Origin of the sequence: Rickettsia canadensis str. McKiel (genome assembly GCF_000014345.1) — a bacterium.
In the GTDB taxonomy this organism is placed as follows: Bacteria; Pseudomonadota; Alphaproteobacteria; order Rickettsiales; family Rickettsiaceae; genus Rickettsia; species Rickettsia canadensis.
This window is the reverse complement of the sequence record NC_009879.1, coordinates 387,501-400,641: the sequence shown is the minus strand read 5'-3', so window position 1 is coordinate 400,641 and position 13,141 is coordinate 387,501. Positions and strand designations below refer to the sequence as shown.

Sequence of the window (13,141 nt, the reverse complement as noted above, 5' to 3'; positions counted from 1 at the left end):
AGAATTAATTAATAATCAACTAGAAGCCCATCAAAACAACCAAGAAAAGATTTTAAGAAAGAGCCTTAAAAAACTATAGAAAGTATTAGAGTGAGTTCGGCATTTTCTATGGACACTCCAAACTATATATACAAAGGCACGAAAGGAGTTGCTCATTTTTTTCAAAATTTATGCGAAACAACAAAAACAGATTTAGATTTTGTTAGAAAGTACCTTGCTGATAATGCAGATGTACTAAAACTATTGCTTACTCAAGTACACTTAGAAATATCTACTAGAATAATAAATAAAGAGCCTGAACAAGAAGACAAATAAGAAACCTTTATTGACACGATACCTAGATAATTATTTAAAGACTTTTAATTTTCCGCAAGGTGTTGAAAAAATAACTAAATTAGTTGAAGCTTTTAGTAATAATTATTACAAATACAAAAATCCTAAAGAGAATAAACAAATTTTAGAAGAAATTTATAATATCAAAAAATAAGTCTTTGCAAATAGCATATGCTGTAATTGGTTATGAGGTAGTCAATAAGACATTAACAGATAAAAGCACTAGTGACGTAAGTTTACTAAATGAAATTACTTCTGGCAAGTTTTCTAAGGATGATACACCAGAAGTTTCTAATCAGAATGGAAATAAAGTTAGAATTGAATTTAATAAACCACATTTTACCTTACAATTATTGGGCAAAGAAACTACTGTAAAAATACAATCGGTATGTGAAGAAGGAGTCACACCGACCCGACCACAGAACACTTAAAATTTGTAGAACAAATAGCCGATAGTTTTAAATTACCCACAAATCCTATTAAAAAAGACCATAACTATAAAGAAAAATTGATAAAGCAGGCTTTAAAAAAGTGCAAGCTAATTCCTGTTCACTAGCTCTAAAGGAACCGGAAGTAGTAAACGGTGCTTATTGCTTCCCTCTCTCTTAATAATGTACAGGAGAAGAAGTTAAAGCAAATATAATTAGCGTGTCAGAATAGAGCTTTTAAAACAACAAAGAGACATATTGCAACAATATTTAGAAACACATTTTCCAGATAGACTTAATAATAATTAAAATTACAATTATGTTTAGAAAATCGTGCTAATAAAGCTTTAATAGAATAAGCTATGCAAACAACAAAAGCAGAGTTAGAAAAGATTGAGATATCAGGCTATAAAAAGATTCATGAAAAATGCAGAGACCAGATACAACCTAAAATGGGAAAGTTAAGAGAATATTAGAGAAAATATTATTAGAAATGATGCTGTTAAAGCAATTTATACATTAGCTAAAATAACCCATAAATACAGCCTTTTACCATATAACTTAAGCAAGATGACACTGAAGCCACAGTGAATTCTTATAGAACTACTGATTTTCCTATAAAGCCTGATAAAGCTGTAGGTTCAATGGATTTATCTATTGTTGCATTGGATGAGAACGGCAATAAACCAACAGCTAGTACAGCTATATTTTACTGCTCACTTTGTACTTAAAGAAATAAGCTCGCCTATACTAGGCTCTCAAGTTTACAAGTAAGAGTAAAGACAAAGATGCGTTATGTTATGTAGAACATGACGGTAAAATCTATACACTACTTCTAACTCAAAGTAAGTATGACTAGATGAAGGTTGAGATTACAAAAAATAATAATCGCTATGTTAATTTTTCTAAAGAAGAAGAGAAATCAAGTTATAAGGTCGTAACGCAGGCAACTCGAATACAAGAAAGTTTGACAAAAAATTCACAGGTTAATACTACTCCCCCCTGTGGCACCTCCTAACCCTATGCCGAGAGGTAATAAAAAAGGCGTGAGTGCAATAAGATATAACTAATATATAACTTTTCTATATTGCTTTTTCTTATATAAACGCCAAATATAGTAAAATGCAGCAGCAGAGCTAATACTTAAAGCTACACATAATAAAGCAAAATTGCTTATTGTTTCAGCATGTATCTGAGCCACTATATATGTTATAACTGCAATTAGTACATAATATATTGCACCAAATATTGAACCAGCAGTACCTGTTACTTTAGCATAATCCTCCAGTGCATAACGAAGCGTCATAGGAATAAGTAAATTATGCCCTAACATATGCGTCATCATAGGCACAAATATTATAATAATTGTAAGGTTTTTACTTGTTTGAACGGCTTCCAACATAAAAGCATTTATTGCAAATAATATACAACCACACAGACTAAAAATACATCCTAAACCCATAACTTTTTTATCGTGTATGTGGCATTTTTTTATCAAATACCCCCCTAAAAACCCTCCAACAATACCAGCAAAAGATAATAAAAAAGCTAATTTACCGTAAAAGGAAGGTGCCACTTTCATTTTATCAATAAAAATAAAAGGGGCTTCTATATAAAAACCATAATATATACCATTAAATGCACCAATAATAAAAGCATATAACCAAAGAATTTTATCTTTAATAATTACCTGCAAAACCTCACAATATTTACTGCTTTGAGAAAAATTGATATAAGAATTTGTTTCAGGTAGTACTTTATAATATAAAGCTAATAATATAGTACCCGTAAGACTGAAAAATACAAAAACATAATGCCAGTTTAAATACTCTATAATATAGCCACCTATAGATGAACCTACAGCAGGAATAAATAAAAGCCACGGGGATAAGCTAGCATAAACATATGATAATTCCGAACCTTGATAGGAGTCTCTAGCCATAGCCTGACCGATAACCGACCCAACACTTACACCGAAAGCTTGAGTAAAACGAGCTATCATCAACATTTCTATATTAACTGCAAAAATGCTAATAATTGAAGATATAACATAAATAACAAGCCCTAATAAAACTATAGGTCTTCTGCCATAAATATCCGATAATCTCCCAAGTGATAATATACCAAAAGCAAATCCTAAAAAATATAATGTAGAGGTAATTTGAGTAATACCGCCGTCAATGCCAAAATATTTGGTGACACTCGGCAATCCTGAAGTATAAATTGTTTCTGTAGTCGGGGATAAAATAAATAAGCATAGAAGAATCCATGCCGGAATTTGCTTAATAATTTTCATAAATGATTTGTTTATTTCGGTTCATCGAGTTTTATTAATTAAGCCGCTTCCAACAAATTCTCTGAATTGTCTAGTGTCACCAAACATTTGCGGTTATCATTTTTAATTTTTCTACTCTCTCAATCAGGTAAAGTAACTACTCTTTACTAATTTGATAATTTTTATTATATCTTGCCTTAACATATGCTTCTTCAAGTAATTTCAAGCATTCTTCTTGCTCAGGAGACGATTGCAAAAATACTTTAAGTAGTGCAGTGCTATAATTTGTACAATATACACCTAGCTTTCTTATATCGTATATTTTTAGTTTGTAACGAGAGAAAACTAATAAAATTTAAAAACTGTCGGTAAGGCCTGATGGAGCAAAAAAGCCGCTATAGCATACTCATTGATTTCTATATATGGAGTACCAAAAAGAAAACCTTCACCTCTACAAAAACACTGCCCATAATCTTCTTTTACAAACTCTCTTACTTCCTATCAAGGTAAATCTTTTAAAATTCACTGCTATCCAGTATAAAAATAACGCCATTTTTCAAGCTTGTCATTTACCTCACTTATAGATTCACATATTATAGATATCCAAGTTCTAGTAAAAAAACCTTGGCTTTTCTTAAATCTGTTTGTTCTAATCTTCTTTCTATATTAGATTCTACCCTTAAAATAGCATGCTCCTTAAATTTACTTTTTTAATACTATTAAACAGTCAAAAGCACTTATATAACATAAGTAATATGATCCTTCCTTATACATATCTTTAACCCAATCACCTCTAGCATACGAGCCATACAAGATAATCATGGCAATTTTATCCTTGGCACCAGTCAAAATTTGCTGCACTATATAATCAAGCCTATCTTGAACTTCAAGCGACCATTTAGGTAAAATTGTTTTCATAGTTGATTATTATTTAAACGTTAAACCTAAAATGTACTATATCCCCATCTTGCATTTTATATTCTTTACCCTCTAAACGCATTTTGCCTACTGCCTTGGCTTTTGCTTCACTACCAAGACTTATGTAATCTTCATAGCCAATAACCTCTGCTCTAATAAAGCCTTTTTCAAAATCGGTATGAATAATACCGGCAGCGGCAGATGCAAGCGTGCCGTCTTTAAAAGTCCAACTATGGACTTCTTTAGGACCTATGGTAAAAAAGCTTTTTAAGTTTAATAAATTATATCCTTCTTTAATTACTTTACTAAGCCCTGTTTCATCTAAGCCAATATCTTTTAAAAACTCTTCTTTTTCTTCTATACTTTCAAGTAAAGCAATATCGGCTTCTATTTTTGAAGAGACTACAACGCTTTTAGCATTTTCTTTCTTTGCTCTTTCCACTACTAATTTTGTCAATTCATTGCCGTCTACAGCATCTTGTTCAAGAACGTTACATACATATAAAACGGGCTTAAAAGTAATTAACTGCAATTGCTTTAACTTATCAAGTCCTAAAATTTCATTTAACACTCTTGCAGGTTTACCGTCTGCCAGCCATTTATAAACCTCTTTTAATAGTTCTATCTGCGCTGCCATTGTTTTATCGCCTGACTTTAAGCGTTTTTCACTTGTAGCTAAACGCTTCTCAACTAATTCTATATCGGCAAGTATTAATTCCGTTTCAATAATCTCTAGGTCATGAAGTGGATCGACTTTATTATGTACATGCATTATATCTTCATCTTCAAAGCAACGCAGTACGTGCAGTATTGCATCGACTTCTCTAATATGAGATAAGAACTTATTACCTAGTCCCTCCCCTTTACTTGCTCCTTTAACAAGCCCTGCAATATCAACAAAATCAATATAAGACGAAATAATTTTTCTGCTTCCAGTTAAACTTGCAAGTTTATGCAAACGCTTATCCGGTACTGAAACTTTACTACTATTAGGCTCAATAGTACAAAATGGATAATTAGCGGCATCCGCAGCCTGACTTGCCGTTAAAGCATTAAATAATGTTGACTTACCGACATTCGGTAACCCCACAATTCCTAATTTTAGTGTCATAAATCTTGCCGTAAATAATACATTATAGAATCTTTATCGTAACCGTATATAACAAATTTAATTTATAACCTAGCCTTTCATAAAACGTTTTTACTTGAAAAGCCATAGCAACAAGATGAATAAAATTACCGCCTCGTTCATGCGCTGAATCCTTAGCCTTTTAAATTAGTAAAGTACCATAATTTTGGTTTCTTATATTTTGATTAACAAAGAGTGAATCAAATCCACCCCAAGAATTCATACCTCTAATGCCTGCAACAAAATTTTTATTTTGATCGAAACAGGAAAATGAAAAAAAGTCAACATCTCCTACTACCCCATTTTTTTGCTCTAACATCTTTATTTAAAGCCTCAATAATTATAGATTTATGAGTTTATTCATTTCATCGTCATAAACAATTTCAAAGTCTTGCTTCATCAATATTTCTTTTAATTAAAATTGTTGTGCGCTTATAAAGCACCCTCAGTGTCAATGCCGTGGCTTGACCACGGCATCCCCACACACACAGCTTAGAATACTAATAATTTAGTATTTTTACTGGATACCGTGATCAAGTCGTAGGATGACAACAAAAAACTTACCCACATAATAACGCCTTCGCCAGAATGATATTATACATTATCCAATCTTATTCTTAAATTCTTCTAATTTATTTTCTAATATTAAATCAAAGTTATTAGTAATTTTATCTATAGATTGAATTACTATTTCATATTCCGATCTAGGGAAATTATTAAGTACGTAATCTGCTACATCCTGATTATTTTGCGGTCTACCGACTCCAATTCTAATGCGGTTATAGTTATTGCCTATAACCCTGTCAATTGATTTTAAACCGTTATGCCCACCGTTACCACCACCGGTTTTAAACTTTATTCTACCTGTTTCTAAATCAATATCATCATGAATAACAAAAATTTTTTCGGAGCAAATATTATAATATGTTTTCACTGATATCACTGATTTACCGGATAAATTCATGTAAGTAGTAGGTTTTATAAAAATAAGCTTTTGCTTTTCTACGCTACTTTCAACAATTTCGCAATTGAATTTCTTCTTTGTACTAAATGATAAATTATATTGGTTTGCTATTTTCTCTATAACAATAAAACCGATATTATGCCTTGTATATTGATACTCTTTTCCTGGATTACCAAGACCAATAACAAAAATCATAATAATTTACCTAAAATAAATGTAATGGAAAATTTTTGAAGAAATATTGATTTGGAAGAAGTGTACAACAATGTCATTCCCGCGGAAACAGAATTCAGAAACAGATACCACCCCGTGACGTGATCACGGGATCTAAAAATTTTAAAAATTTAGTATTTTTACTGGATACGGATACTGTATGGTCATGCCACGAGTAGACAACCAACGCTGTATAACTACTTTCCTGCTTCAGCAGCTGCTTGTTGTTCCCCTTCAGCTTCAGTTTTGACTCCTCTACGTCCTATAATAGTTGCAAGGACAAATTCTTTTTTTGAAGCAAAACTACATCCTTTTGGCAATACTATTTTTGAAGAGTTTAGTGAAGTAGCAATAGGCATATTAGTAACGTCAATAGTTACATTTCTTGGGATATTATTAACATCACATAACAGCGTAACTCTTCTTTTTACTATATTAAAGTATCCGCCTCTTTTAACACCTAAAGCTCGTTCTTTCCCTTCATATACTACAGGTACTTCCATTTTTTGTTTTTTTTCTTCTAAAAAGACAAAATCAACATGGCGTACTATATCCGTCACAGGGTGTAACTCCACAGCTTTCGGTAACACTTTATATTGTTTCTTATCAATTGTTAAATTAATTAACTGAGAGATAAAAGCTGGCTTTCTATAATATTTAGTTATTTCCTTTTCTTCTAAAGAAATACTAACAGGTGTTTTACCAGCTCCATAAATAATAGCTGGAACACGTCCTTCTCTTCTTAATGCTCTTGCTGCTCCCGTACCGAATTCTGTGCGGGATTGCGCTTCAAGTTCTAATATTTTACTCATTTCTATAAATACTCTAACATTAAATAGGTTATAATAGTTGTGAATAATAACAAAATCAAGACATATTTGTAATATACTTTACTCAATCTATCCCTAAAAATTTGTGAGTTTGCAAAGATAACTTCGACCCGCTTTCTAGTGCTAATTTTACTGCTAACGCATTATTTTCGTCATTAAGCTTTGGATTGTTTTGATCCATAGGTTGTACAAAAACCGGTATATTATAAGCTGTTTGTCCTACTTCCGGTATGAAACTATATTCTAAAATATTTTTAGCAACGATAAATTTCACTGCACTAATTTGAGACAATAAATCTTCTCTTATTTTACTATAACCGGTTTGTCCTGCTTTCGGCGAACAAATTATAGACACTTCATTTGGCAAAGAACGATATAACGTACCGTTAGTCTCTATTTGGACTTTAAAATCCCGGTCTAGTAACTTCTGACATAATAATGCTATAGGTTGACGCATCGGCTCACCACCGGTTATTACTACTAAATTCACTGATTTTTCATTTTTAGAATTTAATGCTAAACTTTCTACTTTATTCAAAATCTCAGTTATATCTACTAAATCAAAATCTTCAAACTCCGTATCACAAAAATGACAAGCAAGATTACAGCCCCCAAGCCTTACAAATATAGCAGGACTACCTACAAAAATTCCCTCACCTTGTATAGTCTTAAAAATAGACTTTACCTCTAATTTAGTACCGTCACCATTTAATATACTTCTTTTAGGATTTTGTCCGAACATTTTTAAATTTGCTTATTAATTAGGTTCTGTGTCATTTTAATTAAATAATTGTTATCTAGTTAACTTGATCACAGGATTCAGTCTTTATTATTTCTGGATACCGCAACAAGCCACAGTATGACATTTTTTCTATAATTTGCAGCTAAAACACATTATAATACATTATTATAAAAAAATCTTGCAATAACTAATAAAAAAAACTATTATCTAGTTTCATCGGTAACATGGCTTTGGTATGCCTAAATATTACCGGCAAATCTAGAAATACCAATTTATAAGGAATATTATGCCTAAATTAAAAACAAAATCTGCCGCAAAAAAACGTTTTAAACTTACTGCAAGCGGCAATGTGATTGCATCTCAAGCAGGAAAAAAACATTTCATGCGTCGTCGCACTAAAGCTCAAATTCGTAACCTTCGCGGGACTACAATTCTTTGCAATCAAGAAGGATATAATATTAAAAAATATTTTCTACCGTACGGTACAAATTAATCAGGAGCTAAAGCAATGACACGTGCAAAATCAGGAAAAATTTCCAAAAATCGACATAAAAAAATTCTCAAATTAGCAAAAGGCTATAGAGGTAGAGCTAATAGCTGTTTTAGAGTAGCTATTGCAAAAGTAGAAAAAGCTCTCCAGTATGCTTATAGAGATCGCAGAAACCGTAAACGTAATTTTAGAGGTTTATGGATTCAAAGAATAAATGCAGCAGTAAGAACACATGGGCTTATTTACTCTCAGTTTATGGGAACTCTAAAAAAAGCAGGAATTGATATAGATCGTAAAGTACTTGCAGAACTTGCCGTAAATAACAGTGACGGATTTGCAAGTATTGTAGAAAAAGCAAAAGCACATATTTAAGGTCACGTCATTGTGAGGAAAAGCTGTAAGTTTTGATGAAGCAATCCAGTAATCATGATGTGTATAGTTGATAAAATCTCTATATTTTTATTATAAATGATTAATTTTTATTTTTGTTCGGTATAAATATTATGAAACGTACATTTCAACCTAGCAATTTAGTTAGAAAAAGAAGACATGGTTTTAGAGCTAGAATGGCTACTCCATCTGGAAGAGCAATTTTAAGAAGACGCCGTGCTAAAGGTAGGCATAAATTATCTGCTTAAAATAATCTGACTTATCAAATTGTCTATTACCTCTTTAAAAAATCAAAAAGAGTTTGAACTTATAAATAAGCTTGGAAAGAAGTTCCATGAGAGATATTTTATTTTGGTAATAGCCAAAAATCTTCCAAAGATCTTCCTTGAAACAAAATATAACATCTTTTTAGGAATCAAAGTTAGCAAAAAGTTAAATAAAAAGGCTGTAGTTCGCAATAAAATTAAAAGGCGTATAAGACATCTAATTAGAATGAACGTTAGTGATTCTAAGCTTAAGGCTATAAAGCTTGCCATGATTATTATTCCAAGAAAAGGATTTGAAGAGATAAACTTCTCACACTTGAATGATGAATTAAGCAACATAATCTTAAAAAATATTTAATATTATATCTCACTTATAGGCATTATTACAGAATCCAGTCTTTGTTTACTTTTTATTACTTACACCGATTATTCTGACGACTCTCCTAATATTGTTACTTCTTCTACTACATTAAGCATGGTATTTATAGTAGAAGTATTTTCCACATCATTAGTCTCTTCTGCTGTATTATTATAGCTATTGACCGTAGGATCATTAAATAGAATTTCTAGATTAAAATTATAAGAATCTACTTCTTTAGTATTATGTTCAAGTATAGCTTTTAAAATATTTACATCGCCTCTCTCTATAGCTTTATATATCAAAAAAAGAGTACAAAACTCTACTTCTTTAGTATTATGTTCAAGTACAGCTTTTAAAATATTTACATCACCTTTCTCTACGACTTTAGCAAGATTATAAGACTCTATTTGTGTAGTACTATGTTCAAGTATAGCTTTTAAAATATTTACATCACCTCTCTCTATGACTTGATTAAGAGTATAAGACCCTATTTTGGTAGTACTATGTTCAAGTATAGCTTTTAAAATATTTACATCACCTCTCTCTATAGCTTGATATATCAAAAAAAGACTACAAAACTCTACTTCTTTAGTATTATGTTCAAGTACAACTTTTAAAATATTTACATCACCTTTCTTTATGACTTGAGCAAGAGTATAAAAATCCATTTGTGTAGTACTATGTTCAAGTATAGCTTTTAAAATATTTACATCACCTCTCTCTATGACTTGATTAAGAGTATAAGACTCTATTTTGGTAGTACTATGTTCAAGTATAGCTTTTAAAATATTTACATCACCTCTCTCTATGACTTGATTAAGAGTATAAGACCCTATTTTGGTAGTACTATGTTCAAGTATAGCTTTTAAAATATTAATATCACCTCTCTCTATAGCTTTATCAAGAATATAAGGCTCTACTTCTTTAGTATTATAATAATTAAGTAAACAAATTAATAATTCACAATTCCCTTGCCGTATAGCTCTATCTATACAAATGTTAATATTTAATCCTTCCTGATTTAACATCGTCTTGATATTGCTTAGAGAAGATTTATTGAAATTATAGACTTCTAAGACTACAACTCTATTAAATACTCTGATTAAGTCAGCTTGCGTTAGTGCTTTCGGCTCTGGTTCTATCTTTAAGTTAAATATTTCAGGATATGATTCATGATATTCTGCATAAATCTTTGTATAAAATTTTACAAAAGCATCATATTTTTTATGTAGAAAAGCTGGCAACTCCTCAATGCTTTTCATCTTTTTAATTTCATCAGCACTTAAAGAAAAATTATAAATTTGATCGTCTAATTTATAGCTTATACTAAAATCTGATGCTGCTAATAAATGAAAATTATCTCTTATATATTCGATCAATGAAGAGTCATTTTTTATTCTAGCATCATAATTACTTTGAGCTAATAGTATAACATTTACATCACTGGCTTTATTATAAGTGCATAACACAATATTGCCATGTATACAATTTAAATGATGTTGAGCGGCCCCTGAATAACAAGAGTATATATGAACGATATTACATTGATCTGCATGGATACCATTTTGTATGTTATTAAGCAGCGTAATATCTAAAATGCTAATTTTAGTTCCATCTTCAGCAGACAAGCCAGTTATGTATAAGAAAGAATAGTCTTTCTTCAAAAATGATTTAATTTCTAATCCATGTGAATTTATAAAATATTCATGACCTGTACCTGAAGGTAATTCAGCTAAGGTTTTTATTTCCTTAATATTAGGATTTGGATTTTTTATATTTACATTACGGCCTTTAAGCAATATCTTTTGCATATCCCTATACAATAAATTTAATTACTATTTTTACGGTACTGCATAATATGGTAATCTTTAAAAAGAGTCAAGAAATAATTGATATCTATATAGGTATTTAAAAAAGAAAAATCATATAAAACTATATATTATCAGCAAAAATTTATAATTAGTTCTTTTTCTTAAAAAATTTATAGATAATAGCATTAAAACAAGGCTATAGAAAAACCCATACGGTGATTTAAATTCAAGCATTGCAGCAAGATTCATACTGTAAATACTGGCTATTAAAGTGGGTAGTAGCAAGAATATAGTAAACCACGAGAAAATTTTAATAATACTATTTTGTTCAATTACAATCAAAGTACTGCATCTAGATTTCTTGCTAGCTTAAACTGCGAAAATTTATGATTTTGAATCTACATCTCGGAGTAACACGTATCTAACAGCTCCTTAGATGCTTTATTTTGAGTTATTTGTGGAGATTTTAAAACATATGAATATTAGCAAAAATAAACATTCACGGTCTAGATAGTAGATCACCCTTGCGACCTACTTTCTTTAATACATGATATTAGTATTACCATAATCATCTATACCTATACTAATCTATACAATATTCGACACCCTTGTTAGCATATTACAAAAGAATATAAATATTTTCTGCATTATGTTTGTTATGAAGCTGCTTAGCAAATTTATTAATACAATCATTCAAGGGTATTAATTCAACATATGTGTTTCAGGAAATTCTTACTCTTTATTAACGAGTCCAGTAATAGTTGATATAATACTTATTTTTCAACATATAACCTCTTGAACATCTCAATTTGCAATATGTCCTTTAAAGTCAGTACTACTTATATAATAATCTTTTTTACTTATATCCGCGCTTTTTACTATAGAAGTATTTCCCTTATTCATCACTTAAAGCAAACTATAGCTTTCATTATTTTCTCCTATATGTTCTATACTGTTGTTTATTTAAAAACTTCATATTTTTTTATTAATGCCTCTGCTAATTCTTTAGTAATTTTATTATTTATCTTCTCATATATCTTTTTCACAGCAAGACTATTTTTATTAATCAAAGTAATAAGTCTATTAATAAAAAGATTGTGTATCTAAACATTTCATTCTGAAGCAAAATTGCTGAAGTGATATTTTCGTTATTTTTAATATTTATATCCGCACCGTTTTCTAATAAAATTCTTACGACTGATAAATAACCTGAAGTCAATAAAGCCGTATTACCTAAAGAATTGTGATGATTAATATTAATGCCATTTTTTATTAGACAGGTAATAAGTTCAGTATCATTTTCAGAACTATCTAAAATTACCAAATATAGAGCATCATTTCCGCGTTTTTTATCTACGACATTTAATGTCTTGACTCCCAAGCAATGCAGCAACAATTAATTTTGCCTAAACCTTCTTAATCTTTCAGTTTTGCTAATAACAATTGATTTATAATCCTAAGATGACATATGTAAAGTAAAAAGAACTAAATTCTGCAGTTAAATTTGGTATTGCTAAGAAATTTGATGACCCAGAGATAAGCAAGTATCAAGGGTATATGTGACTATTAACAAAATTATTTTAAGTTATAATTAGAGAGATTGTTTAGTAAAAATTAATAAGACTTTTTAAGTTTATAATAATATACAGCATAATTTAGAAAGTGGAAGATTTGATGAATCTAAAGGTGAATCTATACAGTATATAAAAATAAAATACGTAAGCACAGGCGAATCCTACAAAACTTACTTGTATCAAGCTTGCTGAATTATCACGCACAGCCTATTAAGTGCCTCGAAGTTTTACGAACCAATTCTTTAAAGCATAAGAGTATAAAGGAAACGCAGTTTAATAAAATCTATGGATAAAGGAGATAAATAATATAGTAAGAAGATATTTTTACAATCTACTTAAGATAGGTTATAATAAAGAAGATTAGAACAAGTAGTATTTTTTAAGAGCAAACAATGAGTTAAAGATAGTGACAGTAAA

16 protein-coding genes and 2 pseudogenes are annotated in these 13,141 nt (G+C 30.3%); 8 read left to right on the top strand and 10 right to left on the bottom strand.

The features are described from left to right. Window positions 1–90 precede the first annotated feature (90 nt). The 4 genes and pseudogenes from A1E_RS01670 to A1E_RS05405 form a co-directional block, all read left to right on the top strand. Window positions 91–315, top strand: a complete 225-nt coding sequence (locus A1E_RS01670) for a hypothetical protein (RefSeq protein ID WP_231259248.1) — start codon at window positions 91–93, stop codon at window positions 313–315. 10 nt (window positions 316–325) lie between these two features. Further along, entirely contained in the window at window positions 326–487 is a 162-nt protein-coding gene (locus A1E_RS06455; RefSeq protein ID WP_012148505.1) for a Sec7 domain-containing protein, read from the top strand. Between the two features lie 4 nt (window positions 488–491). Beyond that, entirely contained in the window at window positions 492–764 is a 273-nt protein-coding gene (locus A1E_RS01665; protein ID WP_012148504.1) for a hypothetical protein, read from the top strand. Between the two features lie 572 nt (window positions 765–1,336). Continuing rightward, window positions 1,337–1,492: pseudogene (locus A1E_RS05405) on the top strand (Sca4 family protein); the annotation flags it as partial. A 335-nt stretch (window positions 1,493–1,827) separates the two neighbouring features. Here the strand turns inward: A1E_RS05405 and A1E_RS01660 are convergent. The 7 genes from A1E_RS01660 to A1E_RS01630 all read right to left on the bottom strand — a co-directional run bounded on the left by A1E_RS01660 (window position 1,828) and on the right by A1E_RS01630 (window position 7,832). Further along, complete coding sequence (locus A1E_RS01660) at window positions 1,828–3,057, bottom strand: Bcr/CflA family efflux MFS transporter (protein WP_012148501.1); 1,230 nt, start codon at window positions 3,055–3,057, stop codon at window positions 1,828–1,830. Window positions 3,058–3,738: 681 nt separating this feature from the next. Continuing rightward, window positions 3,739–3,954: a nucleotidyltransferase family protein gene (locus A1E_RS01655; RefSeq protein WP_012148500.1), complete on the bottom strand. Its 216-nt coding sequence runs from the start codon at window positions 3,952–3,954 to the stop codon at window positions 3,739–3,741. 13 nt (window positions 3,955–3,967) lie between these two features. Continuing rightward, window positions 3,968–5,065, bottom strand: a complete 1,098-nt coding sequence (gene ychF / locus A1E_RS01650; RefSeq protein WP_012148499.1) for a redox-regulated ATPase YchF — start codon at window positions 5,063–5,065, stop codon at window positions 3,968–3,970. A 160-nt stretch (window positions 5,066–5,225) separates the two neighbouring features. After that, window positions 5,226–5,402 carry a hypothetical protein gene (locus tag A1E_RS06760; protein WP_012148498.1) on the bottom strand — a complete coding sequence of 59 codons (177 nt, stop codon included), beginning with the start codon at window positions 5,400–5,402 and terminating at the stop codon, window positions 5,226–5,228. Window positions 5,403–5,684: 282 nt separating this feature from the next. Continuing rightward, a complete protein-coding gene (pth, locus tag A1E_RS01640) occupies window positions 5,685–6,242 on the bottom strand; it encodes an aminoacyl-tRNA hydrolase (protein ID WP_012148497.1) in 558 nt (185 codons plus the stop codon). Window positions 6,243–6,457: 215 nt separating this feature from the next. After that, on the bottom strand, window positions 6,458–7,072 hold the full coding sequence (locus A1E_RS01635; RefSeq protein WP_012148496.1) for a 50S ribosomal protein L25/general stress protein Ctc: 615 nt from the start codon (window positions 7,070–7,072) through the stop codon (window positions 6,458–6,460). Window positions 7,073–7,154: 82 nt separating this feature from the next. Then, window positions 7,155–7,832, bottom strand: a complete 678-nt coding sequence (locus A1E_RS01630; RefSeq protein ID WP_012148495.1) for a 7-carboxy-7-deazaguanine synthase QueE — start codon at window positions 7,830–7,832, stop codon at window positions 7,155–7,157. A gap of 286 nt (window positions 7,833–8,118) precedes the next feature. Between A1E_RS01630 and rpmI the strand changes: the two genes are divergently transcribed. From rpmI to rnpA, 4 genes are all read left to right on the top strand, one after another. Continuing rightward, the gene (gene rpmI / locus A1E_RS01625; protein ID WP_012148494.1) at window positions 8,119–8,325 is read left to right on the top strand and encodes a 50S ribosomal protein L35; all 207 of its coding nucleotides are present in this window, start codon (window positions 8,119–8,121) and stop codon (window positions 8,323–8,325) included. A gap of 15 nt (window positions 8,326–8,340) precedes the next feature. Further along, complete coding sequence (gene rplT, locus A1E_RS01620) at window positions 8,341–8,694, top strand: 50S ribosomal protein L20 (protein ID WP_012148493.1); 354 nt, start codon at window positions 8,341–8,343, stop codon at window positions 8,692–8,694. Window positions 8,695–8,825: 131 nt separating this feature from the next. Further along, window positions 8,826–8,960 carry a 50S ribosomal protein L34 gene (gene rpmH / locus A1E_RS01615; RefSeq protein ID WP_012148492.1) on the top strand — a complete coding sequence of 45 codons (135 nt, stop codon included), beginning with the start codon at window positions 8,826–8,828 and terminating at the stop codon, window positions 8,958–8,960. A gap of 19 nt (window positions 8,961–8,979) precedes the next feature. Then, window positions 8,980–9,336 carry a ribonuclease P protein component gene (gene rnpA, locus A1E_RS01610; protein ID WP_012148491.1) on the top strand — a complete coding sequence of 119 codons (357 nt, stop codon included), beginning with the start codon at window positions 8,980–8,982 and terminating at the stop codon, window positions 9,334–9,336. A gap of 68 nt (window positions 9,337–9,404) precedes the next feature. Here rnpA and A1E_RS01605 read toward each other — a convergent pair whose 3' ends face one another. The 3 genes and pseudogenes from A1E_RS01605 to A1E_RS01600 form a co-directional block, all read right to left on the bottom strand. Then, window positions 9,405–11,150: a hypothetical protein gene (locus tag A1E_RS01605; RefSeq protein ID WP_012148490.1), complete on the bottom strand. Its 1,746-nt coding sequence runs from the start codon at window positions 11,148–11,150 to the stop codon at window positions 9,405–9,407. Window positions 11,151–11,261: 111 nt separating this feature from the next. Continuing rightward, window positions 11,262–11,980, bottom strand: a pseudogene (locus A1E_RS07235) (CorA family divalent cation transporter); the annotation flags it as partial. 236 nt (window positions 11,981–12,216) lie between these two features. After that, window positions 12,217–12,531, bottom strand: coding sequence for an ankyrin repeat domain-containing protein (locus tag A1E_RS01600; RefSeq protein WP_012148486.1), 315 nt, complete (start codon window positions 12,529–12,531; stop codon window positions 12,217–12,219). Window positions 12,532–13,141: the final 610 nt, after the last annotated feature.

Excerpts from the sequence above, each read along its gene's own strand:
- A1E_RS01605 (WP_012148490.1), bottom strand. The coding sequence starts at position 11,150 with ATGCAAAAGATATTGCTTAAAGGCCGTAATGTAAATATAAAAAATCCA.
- pth (WP_012148497.1), bottom strand. The coding sequence starts at position 6,242 with ATGATTTTTGTTATTGGTCTTGGTAATCCAGGAAAAGAGTATCAATAT.
- A1E_RS01630 (WP_012148495.1), bottom strand. The coding sequence starts at position 7,832 with ATGTTCGGACAAAATCCTAAAAGAAGTATATTAAATGGTGACGGTACT.
- A1E_RS06760 (WP_012148498.1), bottom strand. The coding sequence starts at position 5,402 with ATGTTAGAGCAAAAAAATGGGGTAGTAGGAGATGTTGACTTTTTTTCA.
- A1E_RS01660 (WP_012148501.1), bottom strand. The coding sequence starts at position 3,057 with ATGAAAATTATTAAGCAAATTCCGGCATGGATTCTTCTATGCTTATTT.
- ychF (WP_012148499.1), bottom strand. The coding sequence starts at position 5,065 with ATGACACTAAAATTAGGAATTGTGGGGTTACCGAATGTCGGTAAGTCA.
- A1E_RS01635 (WP_012148496.1), bottom strand. The coding sequence starts at position 7,072 with ATGAGTAAAATATTAGAACTTGAAGCGCAATCCCGCACAGAATTCGGT.
- rpmH (WP_012148492.1), top strand. The coding sequence starts at position 8,826 with ATGAAACGTACATTTCAACCTAGCAATTTAGTTAGAAAAAGAAGACAT.
- rplT (WP_012148493.1), top strand. The coding sequence starts at position 8,341 with ATGACACGTGCAAAATCAGGAAAAATTTCCAAAAATCGACATAAAAAA.
- A1E_RS01655 (WP_012148500.1), bottom strand. The coding sequence starts at position 3,954 with ATGAAAACAATTTTACCTAAATGGTCGCTTGAAGTTCAAGATAGGCTT.
- rpmI (WP_012148494.1), top strand. The coding sequence starts at position 8,119 with ATGCCTAAATTAAAAACAAAATCTGCCGCAAAAAAACGTTTTAAACTT.